The organism is Cellulophaga sp. L1A9, from assembly GCF_009797025.1.
GTDB lineage: Bacteria > Bacteroidota > Bacteroidia > Flavobacteriales > Flavobacteriaceae > Cellulophaga.
Genome location: NZ_CP047027.1, coordinates 1915562 through 1941148 on the forward strand (window position 1 = coordinate 1915562; position 25587 = coordinate 1941148).

The 25587-nt window shown below is 33.2% G+C and carries 19 protein-coding genes; 14 read left to right on the forward strand and 5 right to left on the reverse strand.

Features of this window, described 5'->3' with window-relative positions:
* Nucleotides 1-209 precede the first annotated feature (209 nt).
* Nucleotides 210-2588, reverse strand: coding sequence for a type IX secretion system membrane protein PorP/SprF (locus tag GQR94_RS08235; protein ID WP_158975038.1), 2379 nt, complete (start codon nucleotides 2586-2588; stop codon nucleotides 210-212).
* A gap of 33 nt (nucleotides 2589-2621) precedes the next feature.
* Nucleotides 2622-4805, reverse strand: a complete 2184-nt coding sequence (locus tag GQR94_RS08240) for a gliding motility-associated C-terminal domain-containing protein (protein ID WP_233268660.1) — start codon at nucleotides 4803-4805, stop codon at nucleotides 2622-2624.
* A gap of 334 nt (nucleotides 4806-5139) precedes the next feature.
* Between GQR94_RS08240 and GQR94_RS08245 the strand changes: the two genes are divergently transcribed.
* Nucleotides 5140-6822 carry a glutamine--tRNA ligase/YqeY domain fusion protein gene (locus GQR94_RS08245; protein ID WP_158975040.1) on the forward strand — a complete coding sequence of 561 codons (1683 nt, stop codon included), beginning with the start codon at nucleotides 5140-5142 and terminating at the stop codon, nucleotides 6820-6822.
* A 245-nt stretch (nucleotides 6823-7067) separates the two neighbouring features.
* Here the strand turns inward: GQR94_RS08245 and GQR94_RS08250 are convergent, their stop codons facing one another.
* On the reverse strand, nucleotides 7068-8009 hold the full coding sequence (locus GQR94_RS08250; RefSeq protein WP_158975041.1) for an SPFH domain-containing protein: 942 nt from the start codon (nucleotides 8007-8009) through the stop codon (nucleotides 7068-7070).
* A gap of 74 nt (nucleotides 8010-8083) precedes the next feature.
* Nucleotides 8084-9583, reverse strand: a complete 1500-nt coding sequence (gene gltX / locus GQR94_RS08255; protein ID WP_158975042.1) for a glutamate--tRNA ligase — start codon at nucleotides 9581-9583, stop codon at nucleotides 8084-8086.
* A gap of 218 nt (nucleotides 9584-9801) precedes the next feature.
* Here gltX and GQR94_RS08260 point away from each other — a divergent pair, with 218 nt between their 5' ends.
* From GQR94_RS08260 to GQR94_RS08280, 5 genes are all read left to right on the forward strand, one after another.
* Entirely contained in the window at nucleotides 9802-13293 is a 3492-nt protein-coding gene (locus GQR94_RS08260; protein WP_158975043.1) for a DUF4175 family protein, read from the forward strand.
* A complete protein-coding gene (gene ybeY / locus GQR94_RS08265; protein ID WP_158975044.1) occupies nucleotides 13286-13705 on the forward strand; it encodes an rRNA maturation RNase YbeY in 420 nt (139 codons plus the stop codon). Before GQR94_RS08260 ends, ybeY begins: the two co-directional genes overlap by 8 nt.
* Before the next feature lie 8 nt (nucleotides 13706-13713).
* Nucleotides 13714-15582 (forward strand): tRNA uridine-5-carboxymethylaminomethyl(34) synthesis enzyme MnmG, encoded by a 1869-nt coding sequence (gene mnmG, locus GQR94_RS08270; RefSeq protein ID WP_158975045.1) that lies wholly within the window; start codon nucleotides 13714-13716, stop codon nucleotides 15580-15582.
* A 616-nt stretch (nucleotides 15583-16198) separates the two neighbouring features.
* The gene (locus tag GQR94_RS08275; protein WP_158975046.1) at nucleotides 16199-16756 is read left to right on the forward strand and encodes a hypothetical protein; all 558 of its coding nucleotides are present in this window, start codon (nucleotides 16199-16201) and stop codon (nucleotides 16754-16756) included.
* Entirely contained in the window at nucleotides 16734-17561 is an 828-nt protein-coding gene (locus GQR94_RS08280; RefSeq protein WP_158975047.1) for a class I SAM-dependent methyltransferase, read from the forward strand. Before GQR94_RS08275 ends, GQR94_RS08280 begins: the two co-directional genes overlap by 23 nt.
* Nucleotides 17562-17843: 282 nt before the next feature.
* Here the strand turns inward: GQR94_RS08280 and GQR94_RS08285 are convergent, their stop codons facing one another.
* Nucleotides 17844-19334: a hypothetical protein gene (locus GQR94_RS08285; RefSeq protein WP_158975048.1), complete on the reverse strand. Its 1491-nt coding sequence runs from the start codon at nucleotides 19332-19334 to the stop codon at nucleotides 17844-17846.
* Nucleotides 19335-19515: 181 nt separating this feature from the next.
* On the opposite strand from GQR94_RS08285, the gene yiaA reads away from it, so the two are divergent.
* From yiaA to GQR94_RS08325, 8 genes are all read left to right on the forward strand, one after another.
* The gene (yiaA, locus tag GQR94_RS08290) at nucleotides 19516-19983 is read left to right on the forward strand and encodes an inner membrane protein YiaA (protein ID WP_158975049.1); all 468 of its coding nucleotides are present in this window, start codon (nucleotides 19516-19518) and stop codon (nucleotides 19981-19983) included.
* Nucleotides 19984-20233: 250 nt separating this feature from the next.
* The gene (locus GQR94_RS08295; protein ID WP_158975050.1) at nucleotides 20234-21418 is read left to right on the forward strand and encodes a hypothetical protein; all 1185 of its coding nucleotides are present in this window, start codon (nucleotides 20234-20236) and stop codon (nucleotides 21416-21418) included.
* A gap of 8 nt (nucleotides 21419-21426) precedes the next feature.
* Nucleotides 21427-21813: a hypothetical protein gene (locus tag GQR94_RS08300; protein WP_158975051.1), complete on the forward strand. Its 387-nt coding sequence runs from the start codon at nucleotides 21427-21429 to the stop codon at nucleotides 21811-21813.
* A 53-nt stretch (nucleotides 21814-21866) separates the two neighbouring features.
* On the forward strand, nucleotides 21867-22562 hold the full coding sequence (locus GQR94_RS08305; protein ID WP_158975052.1) for a hypothetical protein: 696 nt from the start codon (nucleotides 21867-21869) through the stop codon (nucleotides 22560-22562).
* Nucleotides 22563-22805: 243 nt separating this feature from the next.
* Nucleotides 22806-23348 (forward strand): transposase, encoded by a 543-nt coding sequence (locus GQR94_RS08310; protein WP_158975053.1) that lies wholly within the window; start codon nucleotides 22806-22808, stop codon nucleotides 23346-23348.
* Nucleotides 23349-23962: 614 nt separating this feature from the next.
* Nucleotides 23963-24202: a hypothetical protein gene (locus tag GQR94_RS08315; RefSeq protein ID WP_158975054.1), complete on the forward strand. Its 240-nt coding sequence runs from the start codon at nucleotides 23963-23965 to the stop codon at nucleotides 24200-24202.
* A 230-nt stretch (nucleotides 24203-24432) separates the two neighbouring features.
* Complete coding sequence (locus tag GQR94_RS08320; protein WP_158975055.1) at nucleotides 24433-24861, forward strand: hypothetical protein; 429 nt, start codon at nucleotides 24433-24435, stop codon at nucleotides 24859-24861.
* A 424-nt stretch (nucleotides 24862-25285) separates the two neighbouring features.
* On the forward strand, nucleotides 25286-25567 hold the full coding sequence (locus GQR94_RS08325; RefSeq protein WP_158975056.1) for a GNAT family N-acetyltransferase: 282 nt from the start codon (nucleotides 25286-25288) through the stop codon (nucleotides 25565-25567).
* The last annotated feature ends 20 nt before the right edge of the window (nucleotides 25568-25587 follow it).

Genomic DNA, 25587 nt, shown 5'->3' on the forward strand with positions numbered 1-25587 from the left:
TTTATTGTTGTGGCTTGTTATTTTTATGTGGTGTACTGCAATTTAGCGATGGTCTCCGTGTTTTTAGGCCCTCTTCTTACAGCATGTCTTTTATTTTATTTTTTCAGGCAGTTTGGACCTTATAAATTGTGTTATTTTGAAAGTTTATAACACGAAAAAAGGCTTTCAGAATTAATCTGAAAGCCTTTTTATTTTTTTATTTTGAGGTGTTATGTGAGTAGTCCTGAGCCTACTTTCATGATCCACATTTTTTGATCGTATGCATTATTTATTTTTGAATAATAAGACATTAAAGCATTGTTCCAAGAGCCATGTTTTTTAAGGTATACATACCGGTAATTGTTTTCTGGATTGATGAAATAACTCGCATTTAAACCTTTTGAATTTAGTAGTTTTACAAAATTATTTGCATTTTTAGGACTTGCAAATACGTTGGCGATAATGTAATAACCACCATCTACTCCATTCAAATTATATTTTTTATAGATTGGACTTCCAGTTGCGGCAACATTATCTTTCTCTATTATATTTTTTCTTAAATTAACACTATTGTATTTTGCTGATTTTTCTTTTAATTTGGTTGAGTTGTTTGCATAAGCAGTGTCTGTATAATTAGCATTATCTACATTCATGATCCATAAATCACCCGTATAATTTGCTTCTTTTTCATACTTGTAAGAGCTAAGTGCATTGTCCCAAGAATCTTCATGTATTAGATAAACATATTTTAAACCATTTTTCTTGTTTTCAAAATAGTCTGCATTAATCCCTTTGGCCTTTAAGTCTTCAATAAATTTGTTCATGTAATGTTCACTTTTATAAACATTAGCGACTACATAATATCCGTCTTTTACGCCATCTAGATTTCTAAATTTTCTACTTTTTATATTATTCTTTTTAGCAATTTCTGTGAAAGCATCTTTGGTTTGTTCAGATTGTGCTGTACTTGTTTTTGGCGTCTTTATATAATCTGTCTTAGCAATAGCATCTGTAGCTTGCGTTTGCTTAGGCGTTTTTAGTGTTCCACTTGCTGCACTAGTAGCATTTGAAGCTGTAGCATCTGCTGCTGTGTTGCTTCCGTCTGCACGAGTGGTTCCATTTGTTCCCGCTGATCCCGCTGATCCTGTTGTTCCAGAAGTTCCAGTGGTTCCAGAAGTTCCAGTGGTTCCAGTATTATTTGTGTCTACAGAATTTTTGATGTTTTGCACTAATGCATCTTCACCTTTTTCTTGAGAAGGATTAATTATACCATTTGGATTATTATATTTTTCAATAATGTCTGACTCTAAAGTAGGATCTATATTAGAATCATTTGAGGCCAATTGAGTAGCATCTTTTTCTTTTAAATTATTTAATAGGTATAGCTGCTTTGCTTTTTCTTCTAAGGCTGGGTTTTCTCCATTGGTTTCTTTACGCACCATACGCATTACCATATCAAAACGACGTTCTAAATCACTATTTCTACTACCTTCAATAGAATCTTGACGAAACATAAGTTCTGCCACAATTTCATCATTTTCTGATAATGCTGCTTTTAATTTTTCTATCTCTTCATCTCTAGAAGTTAAGGATTCTACATCTTTTTTTAATTCTTCTATATCTGCTAATTCGTCAGAATCTTCTAACAATACTCTGTCTTCTGTAAGATTAGGAGTAATAGAATAAGCAAATGATATTTCATGAGTAAGCCCAAAATCATTGAATGTATTTGATAGTCCTTTCTCCATAGTATACCCAATAGAGATACGTTTGTTTAGGTTAAAACCAATACCTGCTGCTGCGCCATAATAGCTATCATAACCGGCTTGTGCCCATCCTAATTTTGGTAAGTCTAATATTAAACTTCCGCCAAGGATAAAATCTTTACCTGCTACTTCGTATTTTTCACCACCTTTTTTAACACGTAATAAAGGCATTAAACGTGCACCTTCTAATACACCGTCTCCTGAATCAAAAGGGTAGGTATATTGTAAGTGACCAGAATATGTTTTATCTCCAAATTCTGTAACAGATTCATTCGTTTTTATATTGTAATCAAATAAGTTTTCTGCAAATACTCCAAAGTCAAACCTACCATAGGAAAGGTTAAAACCAGGTTGAAAAGAAATTAAATTACTATTCTGTAACCCGCTTAATAAGGGATCATCAGGATCTACCGTATTTCCTCTGCTGCTGTCATACCCACTTCTGTAATACGAGAAGTTGGCACCAAATGTAAAGTTACTTTTGTCACTTAATTTAATTCCATAAGCATAGTTTGCTAAGATACCATAATTAGATATAGCTCCAGATTGTTGTGAATATAAGCTAAGACCTAAACCTGTTCTATCACTCATACGACCACTATAACTTAAGAAATAAGTTTGGTTGTTATCGTTAAAGGTAGCCGATTGATTTCTATGTAGTAGATTGATATACGATTTATCTTCTCTAACTGTTGAAAACGTAGGATTCAGCAAGAATCTGTTGAACTTCAATAGGTTCTGAGAAGGCACATCATAAGTGATGAAAGGATTGTCATCCTGAGCGCTTACCTTAGTAAGCGCTCCGATGAACAGAAACAGGTATATGATATATTTTTTAAGCATGTTGTGGTTAAATGGTTTGTTGGTAAAACTTGGTTACTTGATAACGGTAATGGTACCTTGTTTTATTGTGTCGGAACCTTTTTTAATCTTGTAATAGAAGACCATATTTTGTGATGTAAAGCTATTAGAAGACTCTGGCCAGTTGTTTTGGTACTCATAAACATTGTACACTTCTTCTCCTTTATCATTGTATATGATCACATTAACATCGGCTTGGTATGAATAACTATTTGGTATTAACCATAGGTCATTGATGCCATCTCCATTTACTGTTATAACGTTCGGTATTTTAAATGTGTCTTTGTAAGTAACATTTACTTCTTTTATGATCACACAGTTTTCTACGTATGCTGTTAGCGTATAAGTACCTTCTGTAATTAAGGAAATAGAAGCACTGTTGCTAATACTTGTATTATTGCTATCTCTCCATTCATAAGCAGTTCCTCCGCTTGCTGTTATGGTCTTAGAGCCTCCTTCTGGGAATACAATATTTAGTGGACTATCTAAAGTCACTAGCGATTCATCTAAAGGACTAATAGTTACTTCATTTGATGGTATTGCACATCCATTTCTGGTAACCATTAAACGGTAGGTACCTGCTTCTGTTGTATTTAAATCTAGAGAAGAAGTATCTATTACAGTTCCATCTTTAGCCCATCCAAAAGTTGCCCCAGTTAAATCTGTAGTTGTACTTATGGTAATAAAATCTGTACTATTACAAGCCACTAAACTGCTTGCTTCAATAGTAATCACCTCATTACTTTTTAATACAACGGGTAAACTGTTAGAACTAGGACTAAAAGTATCAATTATTGCATCTACTTGATAAGATCCATTTTCTGAAATAGCTGTTAAACTTATGCTGGAAGAAGTGGCTCCGCTAATAGCTGTGCCATCTTTCGTCCATTGGTAGCTCATAGAAGCCTCTAGATCAATGGTAACATCAGTTTTAGTGCCATTTGCTGCAACGGCATTTATCGTGGTTACAGCAAGTACTATTTCGCTATTTTCACAATCACTATACGTAGTGGTATAATTGGCTATTAATTCAAATGAACTTGGAGCAACAACATTTATGTTGTTAGAATTTAATGTAGATGGGCAGGCGCCACCTTGTGCAACGGCCACATAATATTCTGCCTCTTCTGAAATTGTTAAGGTATTTGTTGTAGCACCACTAATTGCTGTATTATTTTTATACCATTGGTAAGTTGGCGATACTGCCGTTGATGTTACGCTTAATGTTTTTGATTCTCCAGGCAATAAGACCATTTCTAACGGTGTATTTTCTGTTACTGTAAATGCTCCAGTTTTAGATATGGTTAAGGCAGGAGTGGTTTCAGCACAGATGCCATCGCCTTCTACTTTTACGGTGTAAGCACCAGCAAAATTAGAATCATTGGTATCAAAAGCATAGGTATAGCTTCCTAATGCTTTAGCTTGCACTACAGTTCCATCCTTATACCATGTGTAATATATATCAGAATTAGCAATTGTCGCTTCTAAAGGAGTGGCTGTTTCGCCTTCACAAAAAGATGTTTTTGATGGAGTATTGATCGTAACGCCTAATGCATCACCAGTTTCTACCGTAATTATATTTGAAAGTGTACCAGCAGAACCAGAACAAACAGAACCGTAATCTATTTCTACATTATACAATCCTGCATCGGTAACCGTTAATGATGGGCCCGTTTCAGAAAGTATCGTTGAACTTTTTCTCCAGATGTATTGATAGGTTTCTGAATTTGGCACGTTATCTACTGCAATAACAGCAGTATTTCCATCGCAAATGGAGATCGTACCATCGCCTATACTTCCGCTTCCGTTTTCAGTAATTTGAATAGGATTTTTATAATCGATATAGTACATATTATAAGCCTGAGTAGCTGGACTATATATTTCAGGGCTAGTACTCTTTACTCTTAACTTATAACTATCTCCTCTTGTAGTAATAGGAAGTGAAAATTTTATGTCAAAATCCATTGTACTATTTTTATCTGTTACTGTTGTTAATGCAGTCGGAGATGAAAAACTTCCTGTTGCATCTGATAATTCCAAAACAAAAGTGTTGTCACTTAATACGTTAGGAGTACTCCATGTAAAATTTACATAGTAGTCGTTGAAAGTAGCCGATGCACATGCTGCTGTCCATGGGCTGCCGCCACTTCCAAAATTTGGATTCGCAATTGCGGTAGGTTTGTTTAATGTTTGAGCCATTAGTCCTAGACTGCACATTAAGAATGTGAAGAAAAAGAACGCTTTTTTTGAGTGTGTAGTAGGTCTGTTCATGTTGCTGCAACTTTAGGTTACTATTTGGGTTTGTAGCTTGTTTCTAGGGGTTTTTACCGTTAGTCGGATTTATCTACTTCCTATCCATATCTTACACAGCTACAGTAATTAACATCAAATATGCTATTAAATTGTTGCTAAATGTATTTAATGTTGTAGCGTTGATTAAAAGTGTTGTGAAACCCTATTATTGCATGGTCTGTATCTTTTATAGAGCTCAATAACTCCATTTTTAGTAACTTTGTCTTTCAAAAATTTTGCAATGAGCGATGATACAAAGTCTCTGAATTTTATAGAGCATATTATAGAGGATGATTTAGCTGCTGGTTTTTCAAAAAACAAGCTGAAATTTCGTTTTCCACCGGAGCCTAATGGGTATTTACACATAGGCCATGCAAGTTCTATTTGTTTAAACTTTGGTTTAGGTTTGCGTTATGATGCTCCTGTAAATCTTAGGTTTGATGATACTAATCCTGCCAAAGAGGAACAAGAGTATGTAGATGCTATTAAGAGAGATGTAGAATGGTTAGGTTTTAACTGGGCTGAAGAAGTTTTTGCCTCGGATTATTTTCAACAATTGTACGATTGGGCGGTAACCTTTATTAAAGACGGAAAAGCTTATGTAGACAGTCAATCTGCAGCAGAAATAGCAGAACAAAAAGGTACTCCTACTGAGGTAGGCGTTGCTAGTCCTTTTCGCGATCGCTCTATAGAAGAGAATCTTTCCCTTTTTGAGGCTATGAAAGCGGGTAAATTTGTAGAAGGAGAGCACGTTTTAAGAGCTAAAATAGACATGACTTCTAGTAACATGCTTATGCGTGATCCTATTATGTATCGCATACTTCACAAAGCACATCATAGAACAAATACCGATTGGTGTATTTATCCAATGTACGATTGGACTCATGGAGAAAGTGATTATTTAGAACAAGTTTCTCACTCCTTTTGTACCCTAGAATTTGCCATGCATAGAGAGCTTTATGATTGGTTTTTAGATCAAGTTGTAAGTTCAGATAAGGTACGCCCTAAGCAACGAGAATTTGCTAGAAGAAACTTTAGTCACACCGTTGTAAGTAAACGTAAGTTATTGCAATTAGTTGAAGAAAAGGTAGTTACCTCTTGGGATGATCCTAGAATGCCTACTATTTCAGGGTTGCGCAGAAAAGGATATACGGCAGAAGCTATTCGTAATTTTTCCAATACAATAGGGATAGCTAAAAGAGAGAACGTAGTAGATGTGAGTCTCTTAGAATTCTCGATTAGAGAACATTTAAACAGAGTTGCTCCTAGGGTTATGGCTGTTTTAGATCCTTTAAAAGTGGTGATTACTAATTACCCAGAAGATCAAGAAGAATGGTTAGAAGCAGAAAATAATCAGGAAGATGAGAGTGCAGGATACCGAACGGTACCTTTTTCTAGAGAATTGTATATCGAAAAAGAAGATTTTAGAGAAGAGGCTAATAAAAAGTTTTTTCGCTTAAAATTAGGGAATGAAGTTCGTTTAAAAAACGGATATATTATTAAGGCTGAGTCTTGTACAAAAGATACCGATGGGAATATTTTAGAAGTACAATGTACGTATGATCCTAAGAGTAGAAGTGGGAGTGGTACAGAAGAAAGTCTTCGAAAAGTTAAGGGTACTTTGCATTGGGTTTCTACTAAACATGCTGTTCCAGCAGAAATTCGTTTATATGATCGTCTTTTTACGGATGAAACTCCTGATCAACATAAAGACAAAGATTTTATGGAATTTATAAATCCAGATTCTTTGACCGTAATTACCGGATATCTTGAGCCTAGTTTAAAAACAGCGCAACCTGAAGATTTTTTCCAATTTCAACGTATTGGATATTTTAATGTCGATAAAGATTCTACTACAGAAAAATTAGTTTTTAATAAAACAGTAGGCTTAAGAGATACTTGGGCTAAAATGCAACAAAAATAGAAGCATCAATATTATCTATTGGTTATAAAATAACAATCGGTATTAACTATTAATATTGACCGCTATAAAGTCAATTTAAGACACTTAAAAAAACCCTCAATACGATTTTATGTATTGAGGGTTTTTTTGTTTTAAAACGTCTTTAAATAAGTATTTATTCTAATCGGTCTATTTTTGAATACAACTATAATAAGAATAGATTAATAAGTTAAAACTCATTGGTATTATTTATAGTAAATAGATTCCTATTTATCAGTCTTCTTTTTAGCAGCTATCTCCTTTTTTTGATTTTTCATGGTTTCGCCAATCATATTACTTGCCGTAAATGAAGCGACCATATTATTTAACATATCACTTCCTGCTTGAGGAGAGTTTGGTAATAAAATTAAATTACTATTTGTTTCTTCTCCCAAAGATTGTAGGGTGTCATAATGTTGCGTAACAACAATTAGGGCAGAAGCTTCCTGAGAATTAATTCCGACTCTATTTAAAACTTCAACAGATTCTTCTAAACCTCTTGCAATTTCTCTACGCTGATCGGCAATACCCATACCTTGTAATCTTTTTGATTCTGCTTCGGCTTTTGCTTTTTCAACAATTAAAATACGTGCCGCATCTCCTTCAAATTGGGCTGCAATCTTCTCTCTTTCAGAAGCATTAATCCTGTTCATTGCCTGTTTTACTTGGGCGTCAGGATCAATATCTGTTACCAAAGTTTTGATGATATCATAGCCATAAACCGACATATATTGTTGTAATTCACCTTTTACTGCTATTGCAATATCATCCTTTTTAACAAAAACATCATCTAATTTCATCTTTGGAACTTCCGCTCTTACTACATCAAATACAAATGACGTAATTTGCTCATGCGGATATTCTAATTGATAAAAAGCATCGTATACTTGTTCGCGTAATACAACATATTGTACAGAAACTTTAAGTTTCACAAATACATCATCCAATGTTTTTGTTTCAATGATGACATCCAATTGCTGAATCTTCAATCCAACCCTAGAGACAATCCTGTCTATTAGTGGTAGTTTCATTTGTAAACCTGATGTTCTTACACTGTGGAATTTTCCAAAACGCTCAATAATTGCAGCTGTTTGCTGTTTGACTGTAAAGAAAGATGAAAATAAAATTACTAAGCCAAAAAATAATATCGGTATTAATAAGTAGTTCATAATGTTGTTTTTAAAGTTGATTAATATGCTTCTACAATATAGGTAGCATTTTTCTGACTTTTGTTACAATTAAATTATTTTAATGTTTTAATTGCAGTTTTTATTCTATGAATTGTTTCTTCTTTTCCAATGAATTCTAGAATGTCAAATAGGTGAGGACCCTTCATTTCTCCAACGATAATTAGTCTTAAAGGCGGCATTACTTTTCCAAATGATAATTCTTTGTCTCCAATCCATTGTTTCACTATTTCTTCTGTTTTTTCAGATGTAAATTCGTCAATAGAAGCTAGTAGCTCTTGTACTTCAGACATGATATTTGGAGTATCTTCTTTCCATTGTTTTTTAATGCCTTTCTCATCGTAAGAGGTGGGAGTAACAAACATGTAATCAGATAATTCCCAAAAATCAGACACGAATGTGGCCCGTTCTTTAATTAAGGAAACAACTTTTTCTACATCTTTTAGGGGTATTGTAAGGCCCTTTTCAGTAAGAATAGGAAGGTACAATTCTGCTAATTCATGGTTGTTTTTTTGTTGTAAATAATGTTGATTGTACCATTTGGTTTTGTCTGGATCAAAACGTGCTCCAGACTTATGTACGCGTTCTAGACTAAAGAGTTCCGTTAATTCCTCTAATGTAAATATTTCTTGTTCTGTTCCTGGATTCCATCCTAATAACGCAAGAAAATTTACTACAGTTTTAGGAAAATATCCTTCTTCCTTATAGCCAACGGACTCGTTCCAGTTTAAAGGAAATACAGGGAATCCTAATTTCTCACCATCACGTTTGCTTAATTTACCTTTACCTACGGGTTTCATAATTAAGGGTAAATGTGCAAATTCAGGAGTATTCCATTCGAAGGCATCATATAATTGTTTGTGCAGAGCTAAAGAAGGTAGCCATTCTTCCCCTCGTATAACATGAGTAATTTCCATTAAATGATCATCTACTATATTTGCTAAATGGTAGGTGGGCATGCCATCACTTTTATACAAAACTTTGTCATCTAAGACATTAGAGTCAATGGTCATGTTGCCTCTAATAATATCATTTAATTCAATTTTCTCATCTGGTGCGGTATGAAAACGTACCACATACTCGTCGCCATTTTCTATCCTTTTGGCAACTTCTTCTGGCATTAAGGAAAGCGAATTGTCTAATTTTAATCTATTGTGCCAGTTATAGATAAAGGTTTTACCTTGTTCTTCGTGTTGTTTACGGTGGTTATCTAGGCTTTCAGAACTATCAAAAGCATAATAAGCCTTACCTTTTTCTAAGAGTATTTCTATGTATTTTTTATATAAGTGTTTTCTTTCACTTTGTCGGTAAGGACCAAAGTTTCCTTCTTTTCCTGGACCTTCATCAAACGGAATAGTACACCAATTTAAGGCATCTATTATATATTGTTCCGCACCTTCCACATATCTATTCTGGTCGGTATCTTCTATTCTTAAAATAAAATCACCATTGTGTTTTTTGGCAAATAGATAATTAAACAATGCTGTTCTTACACCACCAATATGAAGTGGTCCTGTTGGGCTAGGAGCAAATCTAACACGGACTTTAGTACTCATAATTTTGTATTTGTTGTAAAGATAGTAAAAGGTAAAAATTAGAACTAATACTTAAATAATTTAGATTTTTGCATGTTGTAAAAGACACATTTAGAGCTGCTTACAATTAACATTGTTATGGCATTTTTGCATTTAGTATTATTTACCTTTGCTGTTATTTCATTCTGATACTTTAAAACCGATTTTTTTTCGAGTATCTTGGTAATAAAATCCTACAATTGACTGCATTAGATCAAATAAAGAAAAATCTTAAGGACTTTGTAAAAAACTATTATACCGCTCAATTAATAAAGGGTTGTATTCTTTTTTTTGCACTAGGTAGCTTGTTTCTCCTATTGGTTCTTGGTGTTGAATTTTTTCTTTGGTTAAGCTCTGGTTTGCGTTTGTGTATTCTCTTAGGTATTTTTCTGGTTGAAGTATATTTAGGATATCGTTTTATTATGACGCCTATTTTTTATTTATTTCGGCTTAAAAAGGGATTGACCGATGCAAATGCTGCGGATTTAATTGGAAAACATTTTCCTGAAATTGACGATAAACTTTCTAATTTAATAGATTTAGAGTCTAATGATGAACATTCTGAATTACTTTCTGCGAGTATTCAACAAAGAGCAGAAGTTCTAAAACCTTTTAATTTTTCTAAGGCTGTTGATTTTAATAAATCGTTGGCATCTGCTAAATGGATTGTGGCTCCTGTTTTAATTTTTTTATTAATTTTCTTCTTTGGAGATATTAAGTCGTTTTTTCAAAGCTATCAACGTGTTGTTAATTATGATTTAGCTTTTGAGAAACCAGCTCCTTTTAAGTTTATACTATTAAGTTCAGATTTATCGGTTTTCAAAAATGAATCCACCACTATATTAGTCGAAACTGTTGGTAGTATACAACCGGAGACCGTTGCAATTAGTATAGAAGGGCAGGAGTATCTTATGAAGAATTCGAATGGGGTTTTTCAGTATGATATAAAATCTGCCACGGAATCATTTACTTTTCATTTCATTGCAAACGGTTTTAATTCTAATTCGTATGATTTTGAGGTTATTAATACGCCTTCCATCCTCAATTTTAATCTTGGTTTAAAGTTCCCGAAATATACTAAAAGGAAGCAGGAAGTGTTATCTAGTGTTGGTACGGCAACAGTTCTTGAGGGAACAGTAGTTACGTGGAACGTTAGCACGGAATTTACAGACCGCTTGCAGTATAAAACTTTAGATACTTTACAGGAATTTGTCAAAGTTTCTTCGGGTAATTTTTCACTCACAAAAAGAATCTTCAATTCCTTGACCTATGCGGTTGCTACTAGTAACGATAAGATTACGGATTTTGAGAATTTACAATATTCGTTAAAGGTGATAAAAGATGAAATGCCCAAAATTGAAGTAGAGGAGCGTTTAGATAGTCTTGTAAATAATACAGCATATTATAGTGGTAAAATTTCTGACGATTATGGGATTAGTTCTTTAAAGTTGGTTTATTATGATCTACTTTCTCCCGATAATTTAGAGAGTATTGAGTTATCTAAGCCTATGAATGCTGTAAGTACGTTCTATTATACGTTTCCTTCTGGTATTGAGGTTTCTCCTAATACATCTTACGCGTATTTCTTCCAAGTATCTGATAATGACGGAGTTAATGGTTTTAAATTTGCAAAATCAAAGACTTTTACAAGTGTTATTTTAAATGATAATCAACTTAAAAACAAAACTTTAGAATCTCAGCAATCCATTATTTCTGCCATGGATAAGACGGTTGAGAAATTAAAAAATCAGACTAAATCTATCGAAGAGCTTTCCGATGGTCAGAAAGAAAAATCTGCCTTAAATTTTAATGATAAGTCTAAGTTGAGTAATTTATTGCAAAAACAAGAGGTCCAGGAAGATCAAATGCAAAAATTTTCTAAGCAGTTAAAAGATAATTTAAGAAAGGGCAACGAGGATGATGACTTAAATAAATTATTGCAAGAACGTTTAGAGCGTCAAGAATTGCAGGCAGAAAAGAATAAGCAATTGTTGGAAGATTTAAAAAAGATTGCTGATAAAATAAGTAAGGAGGATTTGTCTAAGCGTTTGGATGACTTGGCTAAAAATCAAAAGAATGGCCAACGTAACTTGGAACAATTATTAGAACTTACCAAGCGGTATTATGTTACGGAGGCTGCTTCGCAATTAGCTAAAGATTTGGAGAATCTATCTGTAAAAGAAAAGGAATTATCAGAAGTTAAGGGTAATGATTTAAACGCGAAGGAAGAACAGAAGAAAGTGAACAACGCTTTTAAACAGCTTGCTTCTAAATTAAAGGAATTACAAAAAGATAATGAAGAGTTAAAGAAGCCAATTTCTTTGGATATTAAGAATACGGAGCTTGATTCTTTAGACGATACTCTTAAGGCTATTTCTGAGCAATTGGATAAAGAATCTAAGGAAAGCAAATCTTCTAGTGCTGCTTCAAAGCAAAAGTCGGCTTCAGATAAGTTAAAGGAAATGGCGGAAAGTTTATCCCAATCTTCATCTACTTCAGGCGGCTCTAGTGTAGCTGAAGATGCAGAAGTTTTACGTCAAATTCTTGACAATCTTGTTGTGTTTACATTTAAACAAGAAGCTATTATAGATGCACTTAGTGAGGATGAAAGCGTTTTTTCAAATCAGTCTAAGGTGATTTTAAAGCAAAAAGAGTTAAAGTCACTTTTTGAACATGTAGATGATAGTCTTTTTGCCTTGTCCTTGCGTGTTCCTGAAATCTCTGAAAAGGTTAATAAGGAGGTAACAGACCTTTATTATAATTTGGATAATGTAGTTGAAAATTTATCAGAATCTAGAATTTATCAAAGTGTGTCTTATCAAAAATATGTGCTGAATTCTGGAAATATACTTTCTGATTTATTGGCAGATATTTTAGACAATATGCAGCAGAGTATGAAATCTGGTAAAGGTGAAGGTTCTGGACAGGATTTTCAATTGCCTGATATTATTAAAGGACAATCTGAATTAAACAAAAAGATGGGTCAAGCTGGTCAAGGTAAGGATTCAGATAAAGGTAAAAGTGGTTCTTCTGGTAAAAATGGTGAGAAAGGTGAGGGAGGAAGTCAAGGGCAAAATGGTACTTCAGGTAAAGATGGAAAGGGAGGTAAAAATGGCGAGTCTGGTTCTTCCGGATCTAATGGTAAAGGTTCGCAAGGTAATTCTTCTGGCTCTGGATCTGGTGAGGGTGGAGAGAATGGACAGGGAAAAGGTAATGGCGATGGCGATGGTGAGAACGGTTCTATGGGTAATGGAAACACTGGATTATCGGAGAATTCCTTAAAAGAAATCTACCAGATTTATAAAGAGCAAGAAGTTTTAAAGAATAAATTAGAAGAGCAATTATCAAATATGATTAATAATGAAGATCGCAAGTTGGGGCAAAAGTTAATCCGACAGATGAATGATTTTCAGAATAATTTATTGGAGAATGGTGTTACGAGAAGTACTATAGATAAAGCTACAATTATTCAGTATGAATTAATAAAATTAGAAGGTGCTGCAATGAAGCAAGGGGAGAAGAAAGAGCGAGAGGCTAATACTAACGAAAAGTCTTTTGGCAACCCTATTCTTACGCAACCTTCAATCTTTGAGAATTACAAAATTCAAAATGAAATTTTAAATAGACAAGCACTACCTTTGCGCCAAAATTATCAAAATAGAATTAAAGAATATTTTAATACAAATGATTGAATTTAATTACGAATTAGATTTTGAACTAAATAAAGAACCCTATTATTCAGATTGGTTAACTAGGGTTATAGAAACTGAGGCTAAAAAGTTAGGCAACTTAACTTATATTTTTTGTGATGATGCATATCTTTTAGATATTAATATTAAATATCTAGATCATGATACATATACAGATATCGTCACTTTTGATTATTGTGAAGGGGATGTTGTTTCTGGAGATTTGTTTATCTCCATTGAGCGGGTTATTGAAAATGCTAAAGAGTATAATGTTGATTTTTTAGAAGAGTTGCATAGAGTGATGTCGCATGGCGTTCTTCATTTGATGGGATTTAAAGATAAAACGGATGCAGATGCTGCGTTGATGCGTAAGAAAGAAGAAGAGAAAATTAAATTGTTCCACGTGGAACATTAAGGGAAATTATGTTTGATAAAGAGTACGATGTTATAGTTGTTGGAGCTGGTCACGCAGGTTGTGAAGCTGCGGCCGCAGCTGCAAATATGGGTTCTAAGGTGTTATTGGTAACTATGAACCTTCAGAATATAGCGCAAATGTCTTGCAATCCTGCTATGGGCGGAATTGCAAAAGGGCAAATAGTTCGTGAAATTGATGCCCTTGGCGGGTATAGTGGAATCATTTCTGATAAGTCAGCGATTCAATTTAAGATGTTAAATAAGTCTAAGGGACCTGCAATGTGGAGTCCTAGAACTCAGAATGACCGTATGGTTTTTGCTGAAGAATGGCGGTTGGCATTGGAAGACACCCCTAATGTAGATTTTTATCAGGAAATGGTTTCAGGGCTTTTGGTGGAAAATAATAAGGCAGTAGGGGTTACAACTTCTTTAGGAATCAAGATTAAATCCAAATCTGTAGTGCTTACTAATGGTACTTTTTTGAATGGTTTAATTCATATAGGTGATAAAAATTTCGGTGGAGGTAGAGCAGGAGAAAGAGCGGCAACCGGAATAACTGAACAGTTATTGTCTTTGGGTTTTGAATCTGGAAGAATGAAAACGGGTACACCGCCAAGAGTAGATGGTAGATCTTTAGATTATTCTAAAATGATTGTACAGCCTGGGGATGCTATTCCGGAGAAATTTAGTTACTCTCCAACGAAAGCTTTAGCGCATCAACGTGATTGTCATATGACCCATACTAGCGAATTGGTTCATGATTTATTACGAGAAGGATTCGATCGTTCTCCAATGTTTAATGGTAGAATTAAAAGTTTAGGGCCTAGATATTGCCCTTCTATTGAAGATAAAATTAACCGATTTGCTGATAAGAATAGCCATCAATTGTTTGTTGAGCCGGAAGGTTGGAGAACGGTAGAAGTGTATGTAAATGGATTTTCTACGTCCTTACCAGAAGATGTTCAGTTTAAAGCATTGCGTTCTGTAGTAGGTTTTGAGCAAGTTAAATTCTTTAGACCGGGGTATGCTATCGAGTATGATTATTTTCCACCAACACAATTAAAGCATACTTTAGAAACTAAATTAGTAGCTAATTTATACTTTGCTGGACAAATAAATGGAACCACAGGATATGAAGAAGCGGCTTCTCAAGGTCTAATGGCGGGTATAAACGCACATCAAAAAATTAATGAAAAACCAGATTTTATCTTGAAAAGGGATGAAGCTTATATTGGTGTTTTGATAGATGATTTAATTACAAAAGGTACTGAAGAGCCATATCGTATGTTTACCTCTAGAGCAGAGTATAGAACTTTATTAAGACAAGATAATGCAGATTTACGTCTTACTCCTATGGGGTATGAAATAGGTTTGGCTCGCGAAGATCGTTTGAAAAGGATGGAGGAGAAGCTGGAGAAATCAGAAAAATTCATTCAATTCTTTAGAGAGACTAGTGTGCTTCCGGATCAAATAAATCCAATTTTAGAAAGTGTAAATTCTGCTACAGTATCACAATCTGACAAAATGTTTAAGTCATTTTCTAGACCTAATGTAACTATGGATCACATGTTAACTTTAGATCTAGTATCGAAATTTGTAGCCGATAATGATTTGGATAGAGAAGTTTTGGAGCAGGCAGAGGTACAGGTAAAGTACTCTGGTTATATCGCAAAAGAGAAAAACAATGCGGATAAATTGCATCGTTTAGAGAATGTAAAGATTCCTTTAGGCTTTGATTATATGAAATTGAAATCCATTTCTACAGAAGCCAGACAGAAGTTAACAAAGATTCAACCTGTTACTATTTCGCAAGCTTCTAGAATTAGCGGAGTTTCACCAAGTGATATTAGTGTGTTATTGGTCTTCTTGGGAAGGTAATAATTTTGGTGATCACGTATCTATTTATAGCCTCTAAATTTTTAATTTAGAGGCTTTTCTTTTTAAGGCATGTGCTATATGTTTCTGTTCTATTTGCTTGAAGGAGTATAATGCAGTGTTTTATCTGTACTCAAAATAGGAGATTATGTAGTTTGATTGATGATTGAAATACAAGGCATAATTCTTATAATGGGCTTAGATATATTTATGTTTTTCTTCTGCTCATTTGTCTGAATTATAGGGTGTGAAATAATTTAGTGGTCAGTTAGTTTGAGATTTTGTTGGAGTAGGTTGGGGGTAAAGTGTACTGTCTTCAGTTGACATTGTAATTTCAGTCTTTCGTTCTTTTGGTTATATTTTATCGTGCTACTCGAAACTAAGTTTGCCTCATATTTGTTGATTATTTTTTTAGATGGCTGTCGCAGTATTCAAATTGTTCCACGTGGAACAATTTGAATACTTCTGTAATTCTGTGTCTAGTTCTTGCGCTTTGTCTCTTAATTTAATTAAATATGTTGTGCAAATAAATGTTGTGACCGTTCTGATATTTGTTGTAGGTGATTCATATTGGAATAATTATTGTGGCTGTTTTTAGGAATTTTTAATGGATACTAATATGAATAAGTTGTTTGCTATCTTAATTACTTTCTTGGTTTTTTCATCGTGTGTTCCAATCCGGATTGCTCCAAGAATTGATGATTATAAAGTTTCTAAAGGAAAAAAATTTAAGCGGTCTTTATCAAAACGACAGATGTTTATTTTTGAAGATCCGAAAGAGGGAGGTGAGTTTTATAATTATGTAAACACAAAATTTCAGTTAAATGATTCTATCGTTTATGACGACGTTCCTTTTCAATTGGAAGAGAAACAATTTTTCTTCTCTAGTTATGAAATTGAGATTCAAGATAAATCTTTTCAGTTGGTGCCAATTGCTTTAGATGTTCTTTTAAATAAATCTTTAGGCATGGAAGAAGTCAATCCTATTTTTTCAAATCCTGATGGGATAACTCGTACGGGCAATTATTATATTGCTATAGAAGTGTATAGTGATTTGGAAAAAGATTGTTTGATAGAAAATTCTTTTTCACGTACTTCAGTTTTGAAGTATCTTCGTCAACTTAAAGATGAATATTTAGCGACCCACAATTATAATGAAGTTTTATTTAAAAACTAAAGACTATTCTGTTAGTCAGGAAACCTTTGAATTATTTCTAGATCAGGAATTAGATATGCTAATTACAAAACCAGAACCCCAAGTTTTGGATTCGTATTATGACAGTGAGGTTTATATTTCTCATACCGACGCTAATGTTTCTTTGGTTGATAAAATCTATCAAAGGGTAAAAAAGATTAATCTCAAGAACAAACTTAAAGTTGTGGGTAACCATGCAAAAGGAAAACGCCTTTTAGATGTTGGAGCAGGTACTGGAGATTTTTTGATTGTTGCAAAAGAAAAAGGTTGGAGTGTAGTTGGAGTAGAGCCAAATAAAAAGGCGCGTCTTAAAGCTTCAGAAAAAGGCTTAGATCTAAAAATAGCATTGGAAGATTTCTCTAATGAAAAATTTGATGTTATTACACTTTGGCATGTTTTGGAACATGTACCCAATTTAACCGATCAAGTAACTAGATTATCTAAGTTGTTATCAGAAAATGGAATTTTAGTTATTGCTGTTCCGAATTATAAATCTTTCGACGCAAAATATTATAAAGAACATTGGGCAGCTTTTGATGTACCGAGACATCTTTGGCATTTTTCAAAATTGTCTATCGCTAAACTTTTTTCAAAAGAAGATTTAAAAGTCTCAAAAATCTATCCAATGATTTTCGACGCATTTTATGTCTCACTTTTATCTGAACAATACAAAACAGGAAAGCAAAACTTTTTTAGCGCGTTTTTTGTTGGGCTACGTTCAAATATGAAGGCTTGGAGAACCAAAGAGTATTCTTCTCTAATTTACGTGCTTAAAAAGGCTAAATAATCATTTTAAGACCTTTTGAGGAGGTTTTGATGTACTTGTCGAGTAAGTAGTTGTTTATTTTCTGAAAACAACCGAGAGACTATTTAAAATCACCTGTTTTTAATCAGAAGTCTTGATTGTTTTTAATTTTAAAATAGATATTACTTATAGCGGTTTTTTTGATACCTATTTCCGAATTTTATAAAAATATTGACGCGACAGTTTTGCCTATTGAAAATATTTTTTGACCGATTTTAATTTGTTGAAGCCTCAGGCATATTTTTTAAAATGATATAATGTCTATCAATTTTTTTGTTGCACAATTTCTAAAGTGGTTTTATATAAATCTGTTTTCATAATTTTCGATTTTAACCAAGCATAAAAACTTAGCACAAATAAATCTTCTTTTTCTTCCTGTAAGGTGATAAGTGTTCTTTTTACTTTCAACATAAATTCATTCTGATCTATTGTTTCTTTGTGATAAAAATAATGAGTGGCCAAACTCAGGAATTCTAAAACTCTATGCTCATTATTTTCCTTTAACCGTTTACTATATTTTTTTCGGAAACTTTTTATTCTAGATTCCACCAAATCCAAATGCTCCATTTCCATATAAAGCATTATTTCAGTTAGGTTCTTTTTAACCACCCAAATTTCTCCTCCTTTCTCTGCGTACCAAGTATCACTATGGCGCGATTCTTTGAAAATTTGCAAAGCCTCTTTGCATCTGTTTTGCTGAAATAAGAGAACTACTGCCGTAAGTTTTAAATCCATGACATAGGCAATCTGTTGCCGGTGTTTTTCAAAATCAAATTGCTCTAAAAGTTGTAAGGCCTCTAAGCCATTGCCAGAGTAGTTCAAATTTAAGACGTGTAATAAGGTAAATTGGGGAATAAAACGTTGGTGGTAGCTATTGTTTTGTTTTTGCATTTCTGCCTCCATGCGTTGTAGGTACTTTTTAGACTGTTCAAAATCTTTATTTCTGAAGTGCGAATTGGCGATATAGTACAATATTTGAATGTGATAGAATAAATGTTTTTCGGAGAGTTTCTGTTTGTGTTCTATTTCTTTATTTATTTTTTCTATGAATGGGAGTAGGGTGTAAAAGTCACGTGTAATATTGGCTGCTTCATTATTAATGGCAACAATTTTAAATAATGACCTATAGCTTAAGCCATTTTCAATTGAAATATCAAACTGAGATAAGGTGCTTGCTATAGTTTGGGTAACATTCTTATTTTTTTCAATCAATTCACTTTTAATGGTTGCATAAAAGAGATTCAGGTTTTCCTCTTGTTGAAATAACAGTTTGTTTGTTTTAAATTGTGCGATTAAGGCATCTAGGCTAACTTTTCTGTCTAAATGGGCATACTGTATACGAGTGTAGTAAATCTCGTTTAAAATGCCATAGAGTTCATACTGCTTCGCTTTTATTTCTGCCTTTTTTACAACCTTTAAAGCCACCTTGTGCGCTTTTTGCTCAAAGAGTATTCTACTCGTAAGCAAAAGCTTAATAATTTCCATTTCTTCAGATTGTTCTCCTTCAAAACTATTAGTGGCAATAAAATCTATCAGTCCATCAAACAAACGTTTGCTCAAGGCGTGGTAGGCGCCTTTGGCCTTTTTACCATAAAGGAGTACATCTATATGTTCAGCATTGGGGTTTGCTGCCAGTATTTTGAATAAAGCCACATTTTTGGTGTCGTGTCTTTTGTTCTTTTGGCGTAGGCGAGTTACAAAAGCTTTTTGTTCTTCTGCGGTTAAGGTAGCTATTAGGCTTGTATTTATATTCATTATATCGTAAGGTATAAGTGCTATAAAGATACTAAATACAATAGTAATCTAGTTTTTATTACAATTTATATCGTCAGTAATTACATTAAGTAGACTTTCTAAAACACGGAAGGCTCCTCATCTTTGTACCGTTGAAACAAACTAAATCAACAAAATAATTAATCATCAAAAATCAATTATTATGAATTACAATTTTAGTAGTGATACCAACGAAGAAAAAAGTAAAAAGAAAATTAAAATAGAATTTGATAACAAACCTACTCCTGCCTTTATTGGCGCATCATGGGTAGCACTAGTTGCAGGAATGTTGGCTTTTTGTACAGGTCTGTCAAATGCAGCCATGCTATTGAATGAAAAGGGTTATTATTTAACAATTCTATTATTTGGACTTTTCTCAGCTGTTTCTGTACAAAAAAATGTACGTGACCGATTAGAAGGTACAGAAGTAACCGATATGTACTACGGAATAAGCTGGTTTGCCGCATTAGCATCTATATCACTTTTAGTTGTTGGTTTATGGAATGCAGATTTAGAACTGAGTGAAAAAGGATTTTACGGAATGTCATTCACCTTAAGTTTATTTGCAGCTATTGCAGTGCAAAAGAATACACGTGATAAAAAGTTTATTGAAAGTAAAGACGAGGAATAATTTCAAAAGAAGGGAGTGCCACAGCGGCGCTTCCTTTTTTTGATGATTAGAAAAGGCAACTGCAGGGATGTAGTTGTCTTTTTCGTAAAATAATTTATATTGTAGTCAATATGTGACGTATTTTAGGTTGATATTAACAATAAGAGCCTTTATTGAACGTTTACTAAAGATGTTTACAGAGTGTATTTAAAATCTGATATTCCATTGTAAAATAACAGCCAAACTAATAACAATTTTTAAGTGTTTATTTATGGAAGAAGACAGCCTACAAGAGTTAGATAAAATTTTAAAACCTATTATAGAGAGGAGTTATCAAGCAGCAAAACGCGAATCCTATAATGGAACTCCCTCCGGGAAATCAATTTTAGAACATTTTCAAGTTGAAATTGATAATACCAGAGTTGCAATATCTAGTCAGTTTTATAAAATTGACAAGTTAATGCAGCATAATGCTAGTTTAAGAAAGTCTTCGGCAAAGCCTAAACAGCCTAAAGTAGATTCTAAAAAATATGTGCGGGAATCTAATGGAGGTTATCAAGTGTTTAATGGGATAAAATGGGTGCAACTTTCAAATGAAGCGCGGATTAATTTAAAAATTGAATCAAACTGGGAAACAGCGAATAAAGCCGCAGTTATCCTTAGTGCTAGTGATCCTAAAACAAACACCCATGTGCGCTATGTGGATAAAGATGTTTTTACAAAGGGATTTGATTATTCTTATACCGGCGATAAAATGGGTAGCGAGCAAACATCTTCCACTTTACCTTCAAGATATATGTACTGGGAAGATCCTTTTTATGCTACTGTTAAAAAAGGAGTGTCAATAACAGGTAAAACAGCAGGAGCTCTTGGAGCACGTAACATTGGAAATTTAACACCATGGAGAACCGGTAGCAATATAGAATTTGCAAAGGGTTGGTATCGCAATAAAGAAGGAATTTATAGAAAACTAAGTAGCCAAAAAGGATTAGGAGCAGGTGGGCATCAAGTAGGCACAAGAAATGCATTGAAAAGAGCTTCAAAGTTTAAAGCTGTTGGAAAAAAAATGTTGTGGGTAAGTGCTGCGATTAGCTTTTATGAAGTTACAGATGTTTTGGTTAATGACGATTCTAATAAATGGAATGTAACGACTAAAGCTAGTATTGACATAACAATGGGTTTAATTGGATTTTATGGAGGACCTATAGGTTGGTTAGTGTCTGGAACTTATTTTATTCTGGATATTAGTGGAGCTTTTGGGGATTGGGGAAAACCTAGTGGCATTCGTTCTGACGGAGTCCCTTATAATTTTAATCAATTTGAGTATGATCATGAAATAGAATTTAATATAGAGTTTGTAAAAGAAATTCAGGAAAAAAAATTACTTGAAATGAGAAATGTCAAAATAGATAAGACAAGTGTTGTTAAACCTAGAATTTTGTTACGTAAAAATTAGCCACTACAATGAATCAAGCATTAATTTTTATGATGATGACCATATGGTTATTTCCATTCACCATTTTTATGTTTTATAGAATTTTTTTAGAAAATAAAAAGGGCTTAATGTCTATGTATATTCTATCAATTATTCTTGTAATTCTGGGGTTAATAATGGTCATACTATATAAAACACCAATGTTCTTATGTATGTTAGGGCCTTTATTTTTTTTCTCATTGTATGACATCGCTACAAGAATTTTTGTTGCTAGATATAATAGAAAACCGATTGATACAGGTTATAATTGGCAATCAGGAATATTTGCAGATCGGGTATATAATATTACGGTAACGACCTTAGGACTAATTTTGCCCATTTTAATATTTGCCTTATTGTACGATTTATTCAAGTAAAACTGTTCAACGAGGGAGGTGCCTTAAAAACCGCTTTAAAAAAAATTAGAATAATGAGTATTTTAAACCAGCATAAAAAAATATTTAGTCTAGTACAAGTTGAACTAGAAAAGTTAGGATTTACTGAATTTGTATATGAACCTCATTTCTATTCGTTAGATGCTACAAAAAAGTTTGGAGACTTAACATATAATTTAACTTTCCAACTCTTATCAAAAAGTATTTCTTTAGGTTACGTTTATGGATTTATATTAGTCAACCCTGTGAACAAAATACTTAAACAGTTTATACCAGATTTATCAGATAACAATGAGTTGATAACCTTAAAAAACCATATTAACGGCGGGAAACAAGAAGATTTTAAAAAGATAAATGAGCAATTGAAAACCAAAAACACGGGAGATTATATAATGGCTATTATAGACCATATAAAAAAAATAGACCTCCCGTTTTTCAATAAATACCCCACTATAGAAACCATTAATCAAGAAATTATTAATAAAGTGCCGGAGGAGGGTTATTTTGAATGGTTTCCTGGGGAGTTGAATTTTAAAGTATTAATAATTATGAAATTATGTAACAATCTAAAATATGATGAATTTAAAAATTGGGCACTTAATGCTTATAAAAAAGGAGTAGATATAGATTATGAACGGTACAAAAAGGACTTTAAAAACTTGCATACATTACTTGACTTATTAGACAGTGGTTCATATTTAAAAATAATAGAAAAAGACAACCTGGATTAAGTTCGTTTTTAGTTGCTCCTCGCTAGCGCGAGCGTCACGCTCGTGCCCGCAACAGTAAGCAGGGCAATATGAAAATAAAACAATAAAACAATAAAATAATAATCAAACGTAAAATACCCCAGCCTATCGACAGCCCTCTCACGGGGACAATGATTAGCGTAGAGATTCCCCCGCTAGCGCGAGCGTCACGCTCGTGCCGTAAAAGAGTAAGCAAAGGAGTATAAATAATAAGAAAAAAGTAAAATGAGCAGAAAATACAAATTTAATAATCCCGCAGCAGCTTACTTTGTAAGTTTTGCTACTGTTTATTGGATAGATGTATTTACTAGACAAACTTATTTTAATGTATTAGAAGAGAGTATAAATTATTGTAGAAAAGAAAAAGGAATGGAGGTATTTGCTTATTGTTTTATGCCTAGTCATATTCACTTAATTTTTAGGTCAAATGAAGAAGATCCTTCTGGACTAATTAGAGATTTTAAAGGTTTTACAGCTAGAAAATTAATTAAAACAATTGAAGATAACCCACAAGAAAGTAGAAAAGAATGGTTGCTTAGGATGTTAGAAAGAGATGGTAAAAATAAAAGCAATGTATCTAAAATGCAATTTTGGCAGCAACATAATAAACCAATAGAATTATGGAGTACAAAAGTTATTCAACAAAAAATAGATTATATACACAACAACCCTGTGGAGTCTGGTTTTGTAACTAATCCTGTTGACTGGAAATATAGTAGTGCTAGAAATTACCAAGATGACCAAACCATTTTAAATATTGATATATGATTATTAGTAAAACTTTTAGTTTGTTTAACGGCACAAGCATCTTGCTTGTGCCCGCAACAATAAGTAACTAAAAAGTAAAACAGAAATGAACAGAAAATTTAAATTGCAAAACCCAACAGCAGCTTACTATGTAAGTTTTGCAACCGTGTATTGGTTAGAGCTTCCTACCGGCAGGCATGTTTACGAGACTAGCTTATTTTACAATCTTGGATCAAGCTGTTGAGTATTGTAGAGCTGAAAAAGGCATGGGGGTGTTTGCTTAGTGTTTTATGCCGAGTCATGAGCATTTTGTTTTTAGGTCTGATAAAGACAACCCATCAGGCTTATTAAGAGATTTTAAAGGATTTACCGCTAAAAAAATAATAAAAGCAATAGAAAAAAGCAGAAAAGAATAATCTCTTATGATAACGCTCCATTTTCTGGCATGACTTGGTTTGAAAAAAAATGGTTTTAATATTGGTAGAGAAGCGTTTATAAGCGAGCAAGAGTTAATTAAAACAGTTTTGCATAAAATGCATAGACTCGAAACAAGTACATTGAGAGGTTCTGGTTCTACCATACAAGTAACTCAGGAAACAAAAGCAGGCAAATAAAATATTTAATCTTTTTGAATAATGGAAGAACAAAGAAAACAATGGCTAAATGCTGTAGAAGAATTTAGAAATGACAGTAATACCGTTATTAAATGTCCTAATTGCAAAAAAGGCATTCTTTTCTTTACAGATATTGCATTTGAAGAAAATGATAAAAATAAAGGAGGTAAGCGCATAATTGAGTGTGGAAACTGTGGGAAATTTGAAATTGTATTGTATCGTCAACCACCAGAAAACTGGTATCAAAATAATAATCTATGAGATTCTTACTCCAAATATTATCACCATTATCCAGTTGATTTACCAACCCTGCAAATGCAACACCCGTATAAGCTAAAGATTTATTGTAAAGTTATTAATTTAAATTTTATAAAATGTAATGGGAGTGTAATTGGATTTATTTGAATTATTTCATCGGTTTGGTATTAAAGAAAAAAAACTTCGTCGAGAAGGAAAAATTAACTAGTAATGATAATAAACAAAGTAATAATATGGAAAAAATGGAATTCTCCTTTTTTGATGGTGTAAAGTTATTCGAAAACCTTTTGTCATATGATGATTGGTTATCATCAATAGACTATTCTTTATGGAGTAAGTCATATGTGCAAATGAATAATAATAAACTATATATTATTAAGGAAAATGTAAAAGTAATATCAACTTTTAAATTCTTTAATTTAATAGATTTAGAAAAAATATTAAAGAAATACGAACTACAAATAAAAGAGGAAAATGGTATTTACTATTCATATACACCAATTCATAATTCAAGACAATTAGAGATTTCAGAAAATGATAATTTATTAGCTATTTATTCCATTGATGGCGAAAGAGCTCCAGAAAGTATATTCATTTATGGTGTTTTCAAAAAAATGAACTCCCCGCTAGCGCGAGCGTCACGCACGTGGCCGCAACAATAAGTAACTAAAAAGTAAACCAGAAATGAGTAGAAAATACAAATAGAACAAGGATTTATAAGCAATCTTGTAGATCTGAACTATAGTAGCGCTAGAAATTACCAAGATGACCAAACCATTTAAGTATTGATAGATGATTATTAGTAGAACTTTTTGTTTGTTTAACGGCACGAGCGTCACGCTCGTGCCCGCAACAGTAAGTTGGTGTACTATGAAATAAAACAATAAAATAATAATCAAACGTAAAATACCCCAGCCTATCGGTAGTGCCCTCACGGACAATGGTTAGCGAAGGTATATTCCCCCTTGGAAGGGGGTGCCCGTAGGGCGGGGGATGTAAAAAGATGAAAAAAACCAAAAAGTTGAAAATAAGTACAAAAAAGTAAACCTAAACCTTATTTTTAAGGGAAATTAGACATGAACTATTATGAATATAAAACAATCAGAACAGGACAAAAACGGAGTATTTAAGGCTTTTATTGAAAATCAAGAAGTTGGCCACTTAGAATATGCTTGGCTAGGTCCCAAAACCTTAAGTATTAATCATACCGAAGTGAATCCAGATTTTGGAGGCCAAGGTATTGGCAAGAAACTAGTTTTACATGCGGTGGCTTTTGCTCGGGAAAAAAATGCTAAAATAAAAGCATTGTGCACTTACGCTAAAGCGGTGATTGATAAAAACCCAGATCTTCAAGATATTCTAGCTTAAAGACTCCACTCAGAAAAATA